This is a genomic window from Mycobacterium sp. NPDC006124 (assembly GCF_040614235.1).
In the GTDB taxonomy this organism is placed as follows: domain Bacteria; phylum Actinomycetota; class Actinomycetes; order Mycobacteriales; family Mycobacteriaceae; genus Mycobacterium.
This window is the reverse complement of sequence record NZ_JBEXUA010000001.1, coordinates 1-16,469: the sequence shown is the minus strand read 5'-3', so window position 1 is coordinate 16,469 and position 16,469 is coordinate 1. Positions and strand designations below refer to the sequence as shown.

At 64.5% G+C, this 16,469-nt stretch carries 17 protein-coding genes and 3 pseudogenes; 12 read left to right on the top strand and 8 right to left on the bottom strand.

Annotated features, from left to right (window positions below; translation table 11 throughout):
• Positions 1–77: 77 nt before the first annotated feature.
• The 7 genes from ABZ195_RS00100 to ABZ195_RS00070 all read left to right on the top strand — a co-directional run bounded on the left by ABZ195_RS00100 (position 78) and on the right by ABZ195_RS00070 (position 6,138).
• Positions 78–1,025: an alpha/beta fold hydrolase gene (locus ABZ195_RS00100; RefSeq protein WP_355213744.1), complete on the top strand. Its 948-nt coding sequence runs from the start codon at positions 78–80 to the stop codon at positions 1,023–1,025.
• Positions 1,026–1,187: 162 nt separating this feature from the next.
• Positions 1,188–1,832, top strand: coding sequence for a hypothetical protein (locus ABZ195_RS00095; protein WP_355213743.1), 645 nt, complete (start codon positions 1,188–1,190; stop codon positions 1,830–1,832).
• Positions 1,833–1,969: 137 nt separating this feature from the next.
• Positions 1,970–2,338 (top strand): hypothetical protein, encoded by a 369-nt coding sequence (locus tag ABZ195_RS00090; protein WP_355213742.1) that lies wholly within the window; start codon positions 1,970–1,972, stop codon positions 2,336–2,338.
• 265 nt (positions 2,339–2,603) lie between these two features.
• Positions 2,604–2,750, top strand: a complete 147-nt coding sequence (locus tag ABZ195_RS00085; RefSeq protein WP_355213741.1) for a hypothetical protein — start codon at positions 2,604–2,606, stop codon at positions 2,748–2,750.
• A gap of 487 nt (positions 2,751–3,237) precedes the next feature.
• Positions 3,238–4,134 (top strand): helix-turn-helix transcriptional regulator, encoded by an 897-nt coding sequence (locus ABZ195_RS00080; protein WP_355213740.1) that lies wholly within the window; start codon positions 3,238–3,240, stop codon positions 4,132–4,134.
• Positions 4,135–4,307: 173 nt separating this feature from the next.
• Positions 4,308–4,685, top strand: a complete 378-nt coding sequence (locus tag ABZ195_RS00075; RefSeq protein WP_355213739.1) for a cyclophilin-like fold protein — start codon at positions 4,308–4,310, stop codon at positions 4,683–4,685.
• 208 nt (positions 4,686–4,893) lie between these two features.
• Complete coding sequence (locus tag ABZ195_RS00070; protein ID WP_355213738.1) at positions 4,894–6,138, top strand: MFS transporter; 1,245 nt, start codon at positions 4,894–4,896, stop codon at positions 6,136–6,138.
• Between the two features lie 103 nt (positions 6,139–6,241).
• On the opposite strand, the gene ABZ195_RS00065 is transcribed toward ABZ195_RS00070, so the two are convergent.
• The 3 genes and pseudogenes from ABZ195_RS00065 to ABZ195_RS00055 form a co-directional block, all read right to left on the bottom strand.
• Entirely contained in the window at positions 6,242–6,430 is a 189-nt protein-coding gene (locus ABZ195_RS00065; RefSeq protein WP_355214876.1) for a hypothetical protein, read from the bottom strand.
• A 33-nt stretch (positions 6,431–6,463) separates the two neighbouring features.
• The gene (locus ABZ195_RS00060; protein ID WP_355214960.1) at positions 6,464–6,613 is read right to left on the bottom strand and encodes a hypothetical protein; all 150 of its coding nucleotides are present in this window, start codon (positions 6,611–6,613) and stop codon (positions 6,464–6,466) included.
• Positions 6,614–6,664: 51 nt separating this feature from the next.
• A pseudogene (locus ABZ195_RS00055) lies at positions 6,665–6,799 on the bottom strand (helix-turn-helix transcriptional regulator); the annotation flags it as partial.
• Positions 6,800–6,907: 108 nt separating this feature from the next.
• Here ABZ195_RS00055 and ABZ195_RS00050 point away from each other — a divergent pair.
• Positions 6,908–7,332, top strand: a pseudogene (locus ABZ195_RS00050) (2OG-Fe(II) oxygenase family protein); the annotation flags it as partial.
• Positions 7,333–7,552: 220 nt separating this feature from the next.
• On the opposite strand, the gene ABZ195_RS00045 reads toward ABZ195_RS00050, so the two are convergent.
• From ABZ195_RS00045 to ABZ195_RS00035, 3 genes are all read right to left on the bottom strand, one after another.
• Positions 7,553–8,443 (bottom strand): aldo/keto reductase, encoded by an 891-nt coding sequence (locus ABZ195_RS00045; RefSeq protein WP_355213737.1) that lies wholly within the window; start codon positions 8,441–8,443, stop codon positions 7,553–7,555.
• A gap of 61 nt (positions 8,444–8,504) precedes the next feature.
• A complete protein-coding gene (locus ABZ195_RS00040; protein ID WP_355214874.1) occupies positions 8,505–8,996 on the bottom strand; it encodes a cupin domain-containing protein in 492 nt (163 codons plus the stop codon).
• A gap of 213 nt (positions 8,997–9,209) precedes the next feature.
• Entirely contained in the window at positions 9,210–9,515 is a 306-nt protein-coding gene (locus ABZ195_RS00035; protein WP_355213736.1) for a hypothetical protein, read from the bottom strand.
• Between the two features lie 199 nt (positions 9,516–9,714).
• On the opposite strand from ABZ195_RS00035, the gene ABZ195_RS00030 reads away from it, so the two are divergent.
• From ABZ195_RS00030 to ABZ195_RS00015, 4 genes and pseudogenes are all read left to right on the top strand, one after another.
• Complete coding sequence (locus ABZ195_RS00030) at positions 9,715–10,863, top strand: alpha/beta hydrolase (protein ID WP_355213735.1); 1,149 nt, start codon at positions 9,715–9,717, stop codon at positions 10,861–10,863.
• A 239-nt stretch (positions 10,864–11,102) separates the two neighbouring features.
• The gene (locus tag ABZ195_RS00025) at positions 11,103–12,146 is read left to right on the top strand and encodes an alcohol dehydrogenase catalytic domain-containing protein (protein WP_355213734.1); all 1,044 of its coding nucleotides are present in this window, start codon (positions 11,103–11,105) and stop codon (positions 12,144–12,146) included.
• A 51-nt stretch (positions 12,147–12,197) separates the two neighbouring features.
• On the top strand, positions 12,198–13,187 hold the full coding sequence (locus tag ABZ195_RS00020) for an aldo/keto reductase (RefSeq protein ID WP_355213733.1): 990 nt from the start codon (positions 12,198–12,200) through the stop codon (positions 13,185–13,187).
• A 42-nt stretch (positions 13,188–13,229) separates the two neighbouring features.
• A pseudogene (locus ABZ195_RS00015) lies at positions 13,230–13,997 on the top strand (glucose 1-dehydrogenase).
• A 38-nt stretch (positions 13,998–14,035) separates the two neighbouring features.
• Here ABZ195_RS00015 and ABZ195_RS00010 read toward each other — a convergent pair.
• Positions 14,036–15,160, bottom strand: a complete 1,125-nt coding sequence (locus tag ABZ195_RS00010; protein ID WP_355213732.1) for an NAD(P)-dependent alcohol dehydrogenase — start codon at positions 15,158–15,160, stop codon at positions 14,036–14,038.
• 187 nt (positions 15,161–15,347) lie between these two features.
• Positions 15,348–16,370, bottom strand: a complete 1,023-nt coding sequence (locus tag ABZ195_RS00005) for a molybdopterin cofactor-binding domain-containing protein (RefSeq protein ID WP_355213731.1) — start codon at positions 16,368–16,370, stop codon at positions 15,348–15,350.
• Between the last annotated feature and the right edge of the window lie 99 nt (positions 16,371–16,469).

Here is a 16,469-nt window from a genome sequence, read left to right as displayed (position 1 = left end):
TGCAATTTGCCGGTGATCAGGAGACACCGCGGCACGCTGCTAGGGTCGCCGCGTGCCACTTCAACAGATCGTCGGCCATGACAGAACCCAAGTCTGACCGAGCCTTGGAGTCGGCCCCGGTAGGGGCGATACCCCCACTCGATGTCGTCGGCTCCGGCATTCTTCCCCCGGTAGCCGATGACGTCCGCAGGCGTTTCCGTGTTCTCGAACGGTTCGCACCCGCAATCGGCTCTCGGTGGGCGGTCGACTTGTGGTGCACACCGCCCGTCATGGAATCCGCTCTGCGGCTGCCGCCGGGTGTGCCGCCGGGCAAGCCGCTCGAGGCATATTGGGACGGGCACCGGGTCGTCGGCGAGGGATGGGGCGAGGGACCGCCGGTCTATCTGGTCCACGGCTGGGGCGGTCGACGTCCGCATCTGGCGATGTTCATCAGGCCACTGGTCGCAGCCGGGTACCGCGTCATCGCATTCGACCTGCCCAGCCACAACGAATCCGACCACGGCGAGTTCGCGCCCGGACGGACCACATCGGTCGAGTGCGCTGCGGCGATCAAAGCCGTGATCGAGGCACACGGGTCGGCCCATGCGGTGGTGGCCCACTCGCTGGGCGGAAATGCCACGGTGTGCGCGGCGGCCGAAGGCGCCTCAGTCGGACGATTGGTTCTGCTCTCGCCGATGGGCGACTTCCCCCTGTACCTCGAATTGTTCGCGGCGCGGCACGATTTCGGCCGCCGTATTCGAGCCGGGCTGCAACGCCGCCTGGAGAAGCGGATCGGAATGCCGCTGCACGAGACCAACATGGAACACGTCGGTCGCCTCGCCGGGTACCCGCCGCTGCTCGTCATTCACGACCCCGATGACCCCGATGCGCCGTATGCGGCCAGCCAGCGACTGGCGGCGACGTGGCCGGGCGCGCGACTCCTGACGACGAAGGGTCTCGGGCGATTGGCTCACTATCGGATCCTTCGCCACCGACCCGCGATCACTGCCGGTGTGGAGTTCATCGGTGCGCCGCCCCTGACCTGACCCGAGAAGCGGCTGTGTCGATCTCGACCAAGGCCTCCGCGCACCGTGAAGGTTTCGCGATCGTCGGCATCGCCGGCCCACTCGTTGCCGCGCAAGACCATTCGTCTGTGGCCACGGCACTGCCTGCGATTCATCGGGGTTCCAAGGCGCTAACGTCAGGAGATGTCTGAGTCTGATTCCGGCGATTTCGAGTTCGAGCGCAAGTTCTACGTTCGCGAGATGCCCGACGTCACTGCCCTCGATCCGCGGCCCGAAGTGATCGTGCAGGCCTACCTGTTCGCCGCCGAGGGATACGCGGTGCGCGTGCGACTGCAGGGCCCCGCCCCCGTTGACTTCGATGTTTCTTCACGCGGTCTCGTCAATGCCAGGGACCTGGCTGCTGCTGACGCAATCGGAACCATGACCGCCAAGGGTCCGGCCGCCGGAGGCACCCGCTACGAAGCCGAACGCGAACTCGACCCGATCGTCGCCGGCCAGATCATTTCGCACGCAGAACATGTCATCACGAAGATTCGCTACTCTGCGTGGCTCGGCGAGGACGGCTGGATCGTCGATCGGTTCCTCGGCCGGAACGCACCTCTCTTACTGGCAGAGGTCGAGCGCAACACTCCGGTCGTAGATCTGACGATCCCCGCGTTCTGCGTCACCGAGGTCTCCGAGGACGACCGATTCCGCAACGAGTACCTGGCCCATCACCCCTTCGGCTACTGGGCCGATAGTTACCGTGACGAGCTGTCCCGGACCGGACCTCGTTTCGTCGACGGCCTCGGCATCAACGAGGTCGAGGGCAGCCAGCCCAGGCCGTGACGATCGCCCAGCGGAGTGGTTCTCGGCCGCATTGGCTAGAGAGTTAAGCAGCAGGCCCCGGCGCTTTCGGCCATCACCTGCAAGCGGCGCCGCACTCTCGGCGGCTTCGGGGTTCTGTGAGGTCTAGCGTTGGCGGAATGGGTTTGTTCAGCCACGAGGAGTTCCGGGAGTCCGCCGACCGCACTGCTGGCGGCGCCAATGGTGGGGTCGTCGAGAGGGCGCGCGGTGCTGTGGTGGACGAATTCGGCGTGCCCGACCCTGCGGTGGTAGGTCCGGGGCCGCTGCCCGAGGATGGGTCGTGCGGTCAGTTCGCCGTGCAGTTTCACGTGTCTACTGCGATGCTGGTCGGGTTGAAGCGCATCGCTGACATGCGTGGGGTGAGCGTGCCGGAGGTCTGCCGCCAGGTGGTCGGTGTCTTCGTTGCCCAACAAGAGGGCGAATTGGGCGCGTTGCTTGCTGCCGAGGCCGAGGTTGCTGACTACCGGCCGAGTTTGGGTCACTCCTAGTCGAGCCCCGCTGCGGGACGATTACGTGGACGGGCTGGGTCGTGCAGACGCGTCGCCCTGGTTTCCAGATCACGCGAGCGGTTCTGACGCAAAGGTTTTCGCGACCGCTTCGTGAGGACGAGGGCGCAGCCCAGCTTCGCGGCGCCTAGATCGAAGACTAAGCACCAACACCGGCAACGAGTCTCATCTCTTCGTCCTCGTCGACCAGAAGTTGATCGACGCGGCCGGCCACCGGTATGCGCCGCGCGGGATGGCCGCGTTACGCATGGACCACGAGACGGCGGTATTGGAGATCCCGCCCGCCACCACCACCAAACTGGGCATCCGATTCGACATACCGGCGGGGACGCAGTTGACCGCCATCGAACTGCACTACTCCGCGACCTCCCCCGGAGCCACGGAGAGTCTGTGATCTAAGCAAGCAGTGATAGCGCCGCAAGTTTTTGTCGCGCAGGGGTGTTGGAAGTTCGACCCGGTCAACTGATGGCGGTGCCTCGGATCCCGTCGCCAGACCACCGACTCTCACTCTCAAGTCCAATTGGACATCAGGTGGACATTTCCACGTGAGAAATGGACATCAAACTTGAGAAGCCACAGCAGAGCACCACTGTGGCTTCTCAAGTTTCGTGTCCACATGCGGCCTGCTGACCTGCGCCAACCGGGACATTCTCGCACGATGTCCACAGCGCGGATTCTCACTTTGATGTGCACTCTGCCAAGGACACGATTGACCGCCACGCGCAGTCTGCGCGTTTCGTCACAGTGATGAAGAACGAATTCGAGCAAATCCAGATCACTGTGCACACGGGAAGCAGGTCACACCCAGGAAGTGAGTCCATGAGGAGGGGTGTACCGAGAGTGCATTCCATGTCGCACGAAGCTCTCGTACCGTAAATCACATGGACAATCGCGCCGAAGTCCGCGAATTCTTGATGTCGCGGCGAGCCAAGCTCACTCCGCAGCAGGCGGACTTACCGGAGTTCGGGAATCGCCGGGTACCGGGGCTGCGCCGCGGAGAGGTCGCCTCCCTCGCCGGCGTCAGCATCGAGTACTACAGCAAGCTCGAACGCGGCAGCTTAGCCGGCGTTTCGGCCTCGATTCTCGATGCCGTCGCCCGCGCGCTGCAGCTCGACGACGCCGAACGGGCTCACCTGTTTCACCTTGCGCACGCCGCCAATGGCACAAGCGAAGGCATGCGGCCACGGCGGCGCCCAGCCAAGCGCTGGACCCCGCGGCCCAGTTTGCAGTGGGCGCTGGACAAGTTCACTGCCCCGGCGATCGTCCGCAACGGCCGGATGGATCTGCTGGCCGTGAACCACTTGGGACGAGGCATGCATTCATCGTTGTACGACAGCGACCCTACCCGGCCGCCGAACTTCGCGCGCTTCACATTCCTGCACGAGGATTCCCACCGGTTCTATCCAAACTGGGAAGAGGCCGCCAACATCTGCGTCGCCATCCTGCGCACCGAGGCCGGCCGCGACCCTCACGACGACCTGCTCCAAGATCTCGTGGGTGAATTGAGCACTTGCAGTGATGATTTCCGCCGCCGATGGGGCGCGCATGACGTGCGCACCCACGGCGCGGGGGCGAAGTCTTTCCACCACGACGTGGTTGGCGACCTCGAATTGTTCTACGAGAGCGTAGACATGATCTCCGATCCGGGGCTGACGCTGACGCTCTACGTCGCCGAACCCGCGTCGCCGACCGCGCATGCACTGGAGCTACTGGCCTCGTGGACCGCCGAGCAGCTGCCCGACGTAGCCGTCATCGACGAGTCCCGGAGGCTGACATGAGCGTGACGGCTTGGCGTTCGGGGTGCCGATTGATTCTTCTGCGGACCGCGCCTATCGTCCAAGTAGTATGCAGTGCAATGCTTTTGGCTGCGTGTAGCGTGCAAGTTGAACGCCTTGGCGCCCCTACCGCCGCGGCCCCTGATACCAATCCAGCAAGGATTCCTGCCGCACCGATGAGTACGTCCCCTAACGTTGCAGCGCAGTTCCGCGTCGTAGTCGGCGACACGACCCTGATCGGACGCCTGTTCGACAACGCCACCGCCCGAGACTTCGCGTCGCAGCTACCGATGACGCTGACGTTCAGCGATCTGCACGGGGTCGAAAAGGGTGCAAAACTGCCTCGGAAACTGTCGGTGGACGGAATGCCCGCGGGCGACGATCCTCAGATCGGTGATCTGGGCTACTGGGCGCCCGACGGCAACCTGGTGCTCTACTACGGCGACGTCGGTTACTGGACCGGGATCATGCGGGTCGGTCATTTCGACGGAGACATGCGCGCCATCGCAGCCAAGTCCGGCGACTTCGACGCGACCGTCGAGCTCGTCCCCTAGGGCCACCGACCACTAGTCAATCCCTCTGTTTCAAACAGGTCAGGACCCAGGGGTGCTCTGCCGTTACGTGTCACCAGGGGAACTCCCACCCGATCTGCCCGACGGCTTGAATGAAAGCTGTCAAAACCATCGAACACGGCGAATCGATCGTGACGGCAACGGCGCCGTCCGCCCCGCGCGTTCTTCGCAATTCAGACGATGAGGCCTCATGAGCTACTCGACTGCACCGACCACAACCGCTCCCAAGCAGGTCGACGGCGGCCTGCCGTTGGCTGCTCTCCTGATCATGGCGTTGATGGGGTTCGTCCTCATCGCTTCGGAAACCATGCCGGCGGGTTTGCTTCCGCAGATCGCCGCGGGGATGGACGTCTCCGAAGCCACTGCGGGTCAACTCGTCAGCGCATACGCCTTGGGCACTGTCATCGCGGCCATTCCGGCGACCACCGCGACTCGCGGATGGCGGCGCAAGCCTCTCGCCGTATTTGGCATGCTCGGCATCCTGTTCGCCAACGTGGTCACCGCGGTATCCCCGGAGATCACGCTGTCGCTGGGCGTGCGACTGTTCGCCGGGGCGTGCTCGGGACTGCTGTGGGGAATCCTTGCCGGTTACGCCCGGCGGATCAGCCCGCCCGAGCACGCCGGACGCGCCTTGTCCATCGCGTCGATCGGCGTCCCGGCAGGGCTGGCATTCGGTACGCCGCTGGGATCGTGGATCGGGTCGACGATGGGTTGGCGATACTCGTTCGCGACGCTGTCGCTCGTCGCCCTCGCCACGGTCGTCCTGGCCGTGCTCTTCGTACCGGACGCACCGGGCCAGCGCGCCACGTCACGCGTGCCCGTCATCAAGGTGTTCGCCCTACCGGGTGTCGCACCGATCCTGGCAGTGATCGTCGCGTGGATGCTGGCGCACAACACCTTCTACACCTACATTGCTTCCTACCTGGCGTTCGCCAACGTTGGATTCTCGACTCAGGCTGCTCTGGTCACCTTCGGTGTTGCCGCCATTGCCGGCGTCTGGGTCACCGGTCTGCTGATCGACCGCGCCCTTCGTTCGTTGGTGCTGACCAGCATCGCGTCCTTCATCGTGGCGGGTGTCATCTTCGCGGTGGCGCACCAATCGCTGGGCGCCGTCGTAGCCGCGATCGTGCTCTGGGGCATAGCCTTCGGTGGGGCGGCCACCCAACTTCAGACAGCGATGGCCGAGTCGACCGGCGAGAATGCCGATGTCGCGAATTCGCTTGTCGGAGTGGCTTTCAACACCGCCATCTTCGGCGGCGGTGTCGTCGGCGCGGTCTTGATCACCCAGGTCGACGGTCTCGGCCTGCCGATCGTCATGATCGCGCTTGCACTCGTCGCCTTCTGCGTCACCCTCGCTGCGCGCCGCTCTGCCTTCCCGTCTCGACGCGGTCGGAGTAGCCAGGTCGCCGCCGCCGCAAGCGGCGAAGCTACTTGAAAATGCTGCGGGGCGGCGGACTGCCCAGCATGGTCCGTTCGCGTCAATCGGTGATGCGACTATTCACGGGCCAGCGAGGTACGAACAGAATCCCCACAGTCCATCACATCGTACGAGCGGGGCGTCGCCGCGCCTCCTCAGATGGATGGGCGATCGCCTGAAGCGCATGTGCCGGTTGATCATTCACCAATGGCCAGCGATGGCGGGTGGCCGCCGGGTGCGCCAGCAGGTCGCCGGGGTGCAGCCGTACGACCGGGCTCCCCTCAATCTCGACGTCGAGCGCCCCGCTCACTAGATAGACGGCCAGATCCCCGGCCAACTCGAACTACTCTTCGAGGTACTGGCCTGGTGCGACGCGATACTCGATGATCTCGAGCGGATTGCCCGGCTGTATCAGCAGGGCGCGGCCCGCGGCCGCATCGGGACGATTGGCCACCGGGATGGCGCGCCCCTCGTCGGCGCGAACCACAGTCACCTGAGAGGTAGGTGAAGCAGGAAGAAGTGCACCGGGCAGGACCTCAAGAGCCTCAGCGAGACGGAAGGTCGTGACCATCGATGGCGCACTCGCCCCTCGCTCGATCTGACTGAGGAACGGTTGACTCACGCCTGAGCGCCGCACAAGTTCGCGCATTGATAAATGCCCCTCGTCGACCTGTCTCACTGGAACCACGGCTCAGCGACCGAACGAGCCGCGCTCGCAGCGCAACTCGATACCGCCCTGCAGACATCAGGATTCCCAGCCGACGTAGTCCTGGAGCCCGATCAGGTGGGAATGGGCGCACACACCCACCACGGGATCGTCACCGTCCTATGGGCAGATCCCTTGCCGAGCTTGCAGATCCTCGGCGGGGACGGCGCGTGCCACCCCGTGCAGCACGCACCTGACGCCCTGCTCGTCAACCTCGGTGACGCGTTGGCTCGGTGGACCAATGACCAGTGGATCTCCACGATGCACCGAGTCGCCGCACCTCGCGTGGACGGCGAACTCGTGCCTCGCCGCTCGGCGGCCTACTTTCACGACGGAACATCGACGCGGTGGTCGCTCCGCTGCCGACCTGCGTCAGCGACGACCGACCGGCGCTCTACGAACCCGTCACCGTCGGGGAACACTTACGCGCCAAACTCGCCGGTTCTCGCAACCGCGTACTCAACGTTGCCGCCGAGCGCGAAGCCGGTCGGTTGGGCGTTCGATGAGCGGACCGGGAGAGGCTGCTGACCATACGCACGGTTGCTGAATGAGACCGTTCCCAGCCATTGACGGCGTCGAACTCCGCGTCTCAGCTGCCGGGCGAGACATCGATATCGGTATGGGTTACGGAATGATCTGTACCGCAGCGAATCTCGACTTCGTTGCGCGAGCATGTTCCTGGTGCGCAAGCGGCTGCGCCGCTTCATCTTCAGCTCAGACACAGTGTCAGGGTTCCGGGATGACCATGTCCCAGGACGAGGGGTCGACCTCGTCGGGGTCGGGCCCACCGCGCACGCCTCGATCGAGCGAGTCGATGGCGACGAGCTCATCGGCGCCGAGAATGAAGTCGAAGACGTCGATGTTCTGAGCCATGCGCTCCGCGTTCGTCGACTTGGGGATGACCGACCGGCCCTGCTGGAGGTGCCACCGCAGCATGACCTGCGCCGGTGTCCTCCCGTGACTGTCGGAGATGGCGCGGATCGTCTCATCGTCGAGAACGCTCTTCCGGTTCTCGCCTCCCCAGCCCGGGTAGAAGGTGATGCCGCCGATCGGCGACCACGCCTGGGTGAGGATGCCGAGTTCGGCGTTCGCCTGCTGTGCGGCGGGCTGAGTGAAGTAGGGGTGCAGTTCGATCTGATTCACTGCGGGAACGATCTCGGTCTGCTCGCGCAGGGCCGCGAGGTGGTGAGGCATGAAGTTGCTGACCCCGATGGCCCGCACTCGTCCGTCAGCAAGGAGCCGTTCGAGTGCGCGGTAGGCCTGGATAGTGCGCTGGAAGTGCTGCGGCATGGGCTGATGCAGGATCAGCAGGTCGATTTGTGCAACCCCGAGCTTGGTCGCGCTCTTGTCGAACGCGTGTTGGGTCTGGTCGTAGCCGTAGTCGCTGACCCACACCTTCGTCTCGATGACGACGTCGTTCCGGTCGACTTCCGAGCGGCGGATCCCTTCGCCGACCTCGCGTTCGTTGCCGTACCCGGCGGCGGTGTCTATGTGTCGGTAGCCGGCCTTCAGGGCGGTTTCGACGGCGACGGCGGTCTCCTCCGGTTCGCTCTGAAACACGCCGAAGCCGACCGCGGGGATGCGGACGCCATTGTTGAGGGTCAGTCGATCAGTCATGGGTTCTCCGGGTTGAAGGCAAGACTTGGCACACTGGATCGCCGGCGGCCACCGGTGGTCCCTAGCTCTTGTATTCGGCGTCGGTGACGTGTTCCATCCAGTCAACGGCCTTGCCGTCAAGGGTTCCTTGAATCGCGATGTGCGTCATGGCGGCGTCCTCGGTGGCGCCGTGCCAGTGCTTGACGCCCGGCGGCGTCCAGATCACGTCACCCGGGTTGATCGACTGCTTCATGCCGTCCCACTGCTGAATCCAGCCTGATCCCGACAGGACGACGAGGGTCTGCCCTGCGGGGTGGGTGTGCCACGCCGTCCGCGCGCACGGGGTGAACGACACCTCGGCCGACCCGAACGTGCGGACTCCGTTGGGATCGAAGAGCGGTTTCACCGTGACGGCGCCGGTGAAGGTCTCCGCGGGTCCACCCCCCGCTGGGCGGGCATCGTTCGGTGAGATCTCCATGGTCTGGCCGGCGATTGAGTCGTCAGCGCCGGCGGGGCCCGCTTCGTTCAGGCTCATCGAGACGGCCGCCGCGAGAACTCCAAGTGTCTTGTACATCTTCACGATATCTCCTCAGGGTGTGAAACTGGTTGTAGTACAACAGTTTCTCGATGGTGATCAGAAGGTCGGCCATACGTGTACCGGTGGCGATCGCGGCCGGCCAGATCTCCCCAGTGAACCGGGGCTTGGCTCGTTGAGACAGTCACTGGTGAGGGGTGTACCCCCGGTACACCCCTCACCAGTCGTGAATCCAGGCCGGACGTCACCGCGTCAGCACGCGAGGTCGACGTACACGGTCCTGGAGACGACGGTGGTGGTGAGGGTGTCCCCGGGGACTCCGCTGTCGGTGCGGGTGATCTCGTGGCCGGGTCGCACCGCGCCGATCGAACACGCCGACAGCGGAGCGGCTCCCACGCGGTTGACGATGACGTCAAAGCCCTTGACCTCCAGTCCGCTGATCGTCGAGGTGACGTTCGAGGGACCGGTGGGCACGGCGGCCACCGCGAGGTTGGCTGACCCCAAGGCAGCCGCTGCGAGAGCGCCGGTAACGAGCGTGGTGGCGAACAGGTTCTTCATGGTTGTTCCCTGCTTTCTACATTGGGGAGTGCGATTGGACGCGACATGAAAGATGATGTCGTGCAGCAGTTCCTGTCGTCACGGGTGCAGGCACCCGACTTGTCGCGGACCGCGGGTCAATCGATCTGGGAGGAATTCCCGACCGGTTCGGGAATCCGCACTCATGACACCGGGAACCCGGTGACCGCATGCTGACGGCATGAATCTGGATCACGCTTGCGCCTTCGAGACCACGACCACGGTGGGGAACCGTACGCGTCGCCGCCTGACCACGATGGCCACCAGCGCGCTGGCACTGGGCATCCTCGTGACCGCAGGATGCACGACCTCAGAACGCGGCACCGCTTCGCCTGCGCCGACCGCATCGACGGTGAATCTGGCGCCCGGGGACACGTCCCGGGGAGCGGACAACTTCTACACCAGCGATCGAGTCACCGTGCAGAAGGTGACGTTCAAGAATCAGTACCAGATGAAGGTGACTGGGAACCTGTTCGTGCCCAACGACTTGGATCGCAATGTCAAGAGCGCTGCAATGGTCGTCGGTCACCCCATGGGTGCGGTCAAGGAGCAGAGCGCCAACCTCTACGCCACCAAGCTCGCCGAGCAGGGTTTCGTCACGATGTCGCTGGACCTGTCGTACTGGGGCGAAAGTGAAGGCCAACCGCGCAACCTGGTGGCGCCCGATGTATACACCGAAGACTTCAGCGCCGCCGTCGACTACCTGCGCACCCAGTCATTCGTCGACACCGAACGCATCGGGGCGCTCGGCGTCTGCGGCAGCGGCAGTTTCGTCATCAGCGCCGCCAAGATCGACCCGCGGATCAAAGCCGTGGCTACAGTCAGCATGTACGACATGGGTGGTGTCAACCGCAATGGATTGCGCGGGGCGATGACCCCGGAGATGCGACAGCAGGCCCTCGCGGCGGCCGCGGCACAGCGCGACGTCGAATTCACCGGTGGCAAGACCCAATACGTCGGCGGCACGCCGTTCGAGCTGACCGATCAGTCGACCCCGATCGACCGCGAGTTCTACGACTTCTACCGCACCGCCCGGGGCAACAGCCCCCACACCAGCACCCAACCCACCCTGAGCAGCAACACGCGGTTCATGAACTTCTACCCGTTCGAAGACATCGAAACGATCTCACCGCGACCCATGCTGTTCGTCACCGGCGATCAGGCGCACTCCCGCGAGTTCAGCGAGCAGGCCTACGAACTCGCCGCCGAACCCAAGCAGTTAGTCGTCGTTCCCGGGGCCGGCCACGTCGACCTCTACGACCGCACCGACCTGATCCCCTTCGACACCCTGAGCACGTTCTTCCACAACAGTCTCAGCACCCAGCAATAGACCCCGGCAATCAGCTGCCCAATAGACCCCGTCCGCCACTCAGTCGCCCCCCCGACTGGGTGGCGGTCGGCCTTAAGGACTCGACGACGACGCACGAGAACTCCGATTGGCCGCGGCCGGTCAAGGGGTGCCCTGGCGGTACGTGTACGACCAGGCACTGGCACTACCGCGGGTCGTGACGGAGGGTGAATGGCGATCGACGAATCGGCAACCGACGCGACGAAGGGAATCCCACACTCATGCGCGCAACATTGATGTACGGCGCCGGCGACGTCCGCGTCGAAGACGTTGCAGACTCGACGATCAAACAGCCTACGGATGCACTGGTCCGCATCACCGCATCCTGCATCTGCGGAAGCGACCTGCACCCCTACTCATCGATGCGTGCCGCAGGCAGTCCCGCCCGTATGGGCCACGAGTTCGTCGGCGTGGTCGAGGCCGTGGGCGCCGAGGTGGCGACCGTCAAGAAGGGCGACCTCGTCGTGTCCCCGTTCTCGCTGTCAGACAACACTTGTCGGTTCTGCCGCGAGCGTCTACACACCGCGTGCGCCGACCCGGCGGCCACCTTCTGGGACGACATCACCGACGAGGGCGCGCAGGCTGAGGCCATCCGTGTCCCGCTAGCTGACGGTACGCTGGTCAAGCTGCCGGTCACCGAGGATTCGGCGTTGATGCCATCGCTGTTGACGCTGTCCGACGTCTTCGGCACCGGGTATCACGCCGCCGTGATGGGTGGGGTCACGGAGCGGACCCGCGTCGCGGTGATCGGCGACGGCGCAGTCGGTCTCATGGCGGTGCTGTCGGCCAAGCGCCTGGGTGCTGAGCAGATCATCTTGATGGGCCGCCACGACCAGCGCACGAATCTCGGCCGCGAGTACGGCGCCACCGACGTCGTCTCCGCCCGCGGTGACGAGGGCATTGCCGCAGTCCGCGAGCTGACTGCAGGCGATGGCGTGCACGTCGTCTTGGAAGCCGTCGGGCACATGCCCGCCTACGAACAGGCCGTCGGCATCGTGCGCGCAGGCGGGGTGATCAGTCGCGTCGGCGTTCCGCAGTATGAGGAAGCGCCCGTCGGGTTCGCCAGCCTCTTCGGCCTCAATATCCGACTCGCCGGTGGACCGGCACCGGCTCGGGCCTATATCGAGGAGCTGATGCCCGACATCCTCGACGGCACCGTCGACCCGGGCAAGGTATTCGACGCCACCACCGACCTCGACGGCGTCCCCGCGGGGTATCGGGACATGGCGTTTCGCAAGAGCCTCAAGGTGCTCGTTACACCCTGACGTCACCCACGAAGCGTTCGACATCAAGACCACAACATCCAAGGAACACTCATGCATATGCGCACACTGGGCCAAGGACTCGAAGTCTCGGCGGTCGGCCTTGGCGCCATGGGGATGTCACAGGGCTATGGCCCCAATCCCGGCGACCGTGACGACATGATCGCCGTCCTGCGCTACGCAGTCGAGAAGGCCGGGGTGACGTTCTTCGACACCGCCGAGGTCTACGGCCCATATGTCAACGAGGAACTCGTCGGTGAGGCCCTGGCGCCGGTACGCGATCAGGTGGTGATCGCCACGAAGTTCGGCTGGAACATCGCCGACGGCAAGATCGTGGGAACCGATTCGCGTCCCGAGCAGATCAGGCGAGTCGCCGACGCCTCACTCAAGCGGCTCCGCACCGACGCCATCGATCTGTTCTACCAACATCGGGTCGACCCGACGGTACCGATCGAGGACGTCGCTGGCACGGTCGGTGAACTCGTCCAGTCCGGCAAGGTGCGACATTTCGGACTCTCCGAGGCCGGGGCCGCGACGATCCGCCGCGCGCATGCCGTACATCCCGTCACCGCGGTGCAGAGCGAGTACTCGCTGTGGACGCGTGATCCCGAACCCGACGTGCTGCCCACATGCGCAGAACTCGGCATCGGCTTCGTGCCGTTCAGCCCGCTGGGCAAGGGCTTCCTCACCGGAACCGTCACGAAGGAAACGGATTTCGCCTCGGGGGACATCCGGGCCACGATCCCACGGTTTGCCGCCGGCAACATCGATGCGAACGCTGCTCTGCTGGGCCTCGTTCGCGGGCTCGCCGCGGCCAAAAGCAGCACTCCCGGACAAATAGCGCTGGCATGGTTACTTGCCCAACAACCGTGGATCGCACCCATCCCGGGCACCCGACGCCGTGAACGCATCGACGAGAACGTCGCAGCCACCACCGTCACACTATCCGCCGACGAAACGGCCGAACTCAATGCACTCGCGGCACGGGTGGGCGTCCAAGGTGACCGATACAACCCGGCCGGAATGTCCATGGTGGGTCTCTAACTCGAAGGGCCGAAACACCTCAACCATCGAAGGGATCTACTAGTGAACCCCACCTATGACTTCGCCGACCGCGTCGCCTTCGTCACTGGCGCTGGATCCGGCATGGGATTGGCGACCGCGCGAGCCTTCGCCGAGGCCGGCGCGGCCGTCACGCTGGCCGACATCGACGGCGACCAGCTGCAGGCCGCCGCGAGCCAGCTGCGCGACTCCGGGCACCGCGTGCTCGCAGTGCGGTGCGACGTATCCGACGAGGACCAGGTGGCCCACGCCGTCACCACCACCGTCGACACGTTCGGCAGCCTCGATCTGGCCTACAACAACGCCGGCATCCAATCACCGATGACCGACGCCGCCGACGAGACCGCCGAGCTCTTCGACCGCGTCAACGGCATCAACCTGCGCGGCATCTAGGCCTGCATGAAACACGAACTCGCCCAGATGCGGACCCAAGGCTCCGGCGCCATCGTCAACTGTTCCTCACTCGGGGGGCTGGTCGGACTACCCGGGCGGGCCGCCTACCACGCCTCCAAACACGGCGTCATCGGGCTAACTCGAAGTGCTGCACTCGAATACGCCCCCCGCGGCATCCGCATCAACGCCATCTGCCCCGGCACCATCGAAACCCCGATGGTCACCCAGATGATCGAGTCGGGAGACCTCGACCGCGACCAAGCCGACGCCGACCAACCCATCGGCCGTCTCGGCACCGCGGACGAAATGGCAGCAGCCGTTCTTTGGCTGTGCAGCCCCGGCGCCAGCTTCGTCGTCGGCGTTGCCCTCCCCGTCGATGGCGGCTACACCGCGCGTTGACCCCCCCACTGACGAAGCGGTCAGGACAAGGATCCGCGTCAGGTGAAGTCAATGACGAACCGGTATCGAATGTCCTTGTCGAGGATGCGCTGATAGGCCGCGTTGATCTGGTCGGGACGAATCAGTTCGACGTCGGCGGTGATGCCGCGCTGCGCGCAGTAGTCGATCATCTGCTGAGTCTCGGCGATGCCGCCGATCATCGATCCTGCCAAGCTCTTCCGCCCCATGACCATCGCCATACCGCTGAGCTGCGTATCAGCCAGGTTGTTCAGGGCTCCGACGTTGACCAGTGTGCGATCCAACTTGATCAGGTCCATGAACGGCTGCATCGGGTAGGCCTGCGGGACCGTCGAGATCAACAGATCGAACTGGTTGTTCAACCCCGACATGGCTGCCGCATCGGTGGACAGCACCGCCTCACGGGCACCGAGTCGTTGCGCGTCGCCGAGCTTCCGTGGGGTGGTGGTGAACAAGGTGACGTCCGCACCGCGGGCAGCTGCCAACTTCGACGCCACATGCCCCAGACCGCCGACACCGATGATCCCTACCTTCTGGCGCGCTGCCAACTGCCAATGCTGCATTGGCGAGAACGTCGTGATTCCCGCGCACAGGAGTGGGGTAGCACCGGCGAGGTCCACACCCGGCGGAATGCGGATGGCGAACTTTTCTGTCACCACCAGGGTTTGGGAGTACCCCCCGAAGGTGTAACCACCAGAAACCAGATCGGGTGCGTTGTAGGTAAACGTCGTGCCGTTGACGCAGTTCTGCTCACGATCGGCGAGGCAGTTCACACACGTGCCGCAGGAATCGACCATGCAGCCGACGCCGGCGATGTCACCGACCCGCAACGATGTGACCGCGTTACCCACTTCGGTGACTCGGCCGATGATCTCGTGCCCGGGGACAATGGGATAGGAGGGCGCACCGAAGTCCGCACGCACCGTGTGGATGTCGGAATGGCAGATGCCGCTGTACATCACGTCGAGGCGCACGTCGTGCGGCGCGACAGCTCGGCGCGTGATCTCGAGGGCCTCGATCGGCCCGGTGGCGCTCCGGGCGCCGTACGCGCGAACGGCTCGGACTCCGGGCTCGTGTGAATCGGCTGCAGCGTACGCAGCCAGCCCGGCCAGGAACGGGGTTGCGGCCAGACCCGCGCCCGCCATCAGGGCCTGACGTCTACCGAAGACTCCGGGCCGCTTGGAATCATTCCTGTTGCCTTGTTCGTTGGACATCTACCCGTGGTTCCTCGTTGGTTGCAGATTTCGCAGCTTTGGCTCAACTACCTCGGCCGTCGGTGCGGTGGTAGCCGAACAACTCTGTTCAACCGGTGATTTCAATGACGATCTGTCGTCACAGGAGCGCTTCGGCAGTGATGGGGAAGTCACGGATACGCCGACCCGTGGCATGAAATACTGCGTTGGCGATTGCTGGCGCGACTCCGACGATGACGATTTCGGCGAGACCCTTCACGCCAAGAGAGCTGTACTCGCGATCATTTCCTCCGCTGAGATACAGGGCGCGCAGATCCATGATGTCGGCGTTCACCGGCACCAGGTAATCGGCGAGGTTCGCATTGACGATGCGTCCGTCGCGTGGGTCGGTGACGGTGTGCTCCAGCAGTGCGCCGCCGATGCCTCCGGTCATTCCCCCGATTGCCTGGCTGTTGGCGAGTTTCGGATTCACGATGCGCCCTGCGTCGTACACGCCGAGCATTCGGCGGATGCGCACCGTGCCCAGGCGAGCATCGACGGCCACTTCCGCGAATACCGCCCCGTACGAGTACATGGAGAACTGGTTCTCTTCGGCCGGTGTGAAGGAACCAATGGCCTCCAGGTGCGAGCGGTTGTTGCGAGCCAGCAACTGCTGGTAGGTCTCACCTCGCACGTAGTCGTTGCGCAACTGCAACCGTCCATCGCGGACCAGCACGTCGGTGGGTCGAGAGCCGTGCAACGGAGAGCGAGAGTCATTGACGGCCAGAGAAATTGCTTGTTGCCGCAGCGTCTCGCAGCCTGCTTGAACTGCAGACCCGACGCAGCCCATGGTCATCGAGCCGCCATGAGGTGGGGTTGGCGGCATGTTCGAATCACCGAGTTCGAACACCACGTTACTCATTCCCAGACCGAGCGCATCGGCGGCGACCTGGGACATCGAGGTGTAGGTGCCGGGTCCCATATCGCTGGTGGCAGACTGCACCAGCGCAGAGCCGTTGGCGTTGAGTCGCGCATAGGCCTTCGCGGTCACCCGGCCAGGCCCGTAGACGGCGGCGGACATCCCTGTACCGATCAGCCGATCGCCGTCCACAGTGGAGCGTGGTTGGGGATTGCGACGCGACCAGCCGAATTCTCGGGCACCCGTGCTGTAGCACTCACGCAACCTTCTAGTGTTCTGAGTCGTTAATTCGTTGGCAGTAGTTGCCGATGCTGGCGAGGATTTGATCGGCGGTCTTGGTCCACACGTAGGGACGTGGGTTCT

Coding starts and splice junctions, on each gene's coding strand:
- ABZ195_RS00010 (WP_355213732.1), bottom strand. CDS start 15,160: ATGGCGGGCGCGGGTCTGGCCGCAACCCCGTTCCTGGCCGGGCTGGCT.
- ABZ195_RS00035 (WP_355213736.1), bottom strand. CDS start 9,515: ATGAAGAACCTGTTCGCCACCACGCTCGTTACCGGCGCTCTCGCAGCG.
- ABZ195_RS00090 (WP_355213742.1), top strand. CDS start 1,970: ATGGGTTTGTTCAGCCACGAGGAGTTCCGGGAGTCCGCCGACCGCACT.
- ABZ195_RS00045 (WP_355213737.1), bottom strand. CDS start 8,443: ATGACTGATCGACTGACCCTCAACAATGGCGTCCGCATCCCCGCGGTC.
- ABZ195_RS00085 (WP_355213741.1), top strand. CDS start 2,604: ATGGACCACGAGACGGCGGTATTGGAGATCCCGCCCGCCACCACCACC.
- ABZ195_RS00080 (WP_355213740.1), top strand. CDS start 3,238: ATGGACAATCGCGCCGAAGTCCGCGAATTCTTGATGTCGCGGCGAGCC.
- ABZ195_RS00020 (WP_355213733.1), top strand. CDS start 12,198: ATGCATATGCGCACACTGGGCCAAGGACTCGAAGTCTCGGCGGTCGGC.
- ABZ195_RS00095 (WP_355213743.1), top strand. CDS start 1,188: ATGTCTGAGTCTGATTCCGGCGATTTCGAGTTCGAGCGCAAGTTCTAC.
- ABZ195_RS00040 (WP_355214874.1), bottom strand. CDS start 8,996: ATGTACAAGACACTTGGAGTTCTCGCGGCGGCCGTCTCGATGAGCCTG.
- ABZ195_RS00030 (WP_355213735.1), top strand. CDS start 9,715: ATGAATCTGGATCACGCTTGCGCCTTCGAGACCACGACCACGGTGGGG.
- ABZ195_RS00100 (WP_355213744.1), top strand. CDS start 78: ATGACAGAACCCAAGTCTGACCGAGCCTTGGAGTCGGCCCCGGTAGGG.
- ABZ195_RS00070 (WP_355213738.1), top strand. CDS start 4,894: ATGAGCTACTCGACTGCACCGACCACAACCGCTCCCAAGCAGGTCGAC.
- ABZ195_RS00075 (WP_355213739.1), top strand. CDS start 4,308: ATGAGTACGTCCCCTAACGTTGCAGCGCAGTTCCGCGTCGTAGTCGGC.
- ABZ195_RS00025 (WP_355213734.1), top strand. CDS start 11,103: ATGCGCGCAACATTGATGTACGGCGCCGGCGACGTCCGCGTCGAAGAC.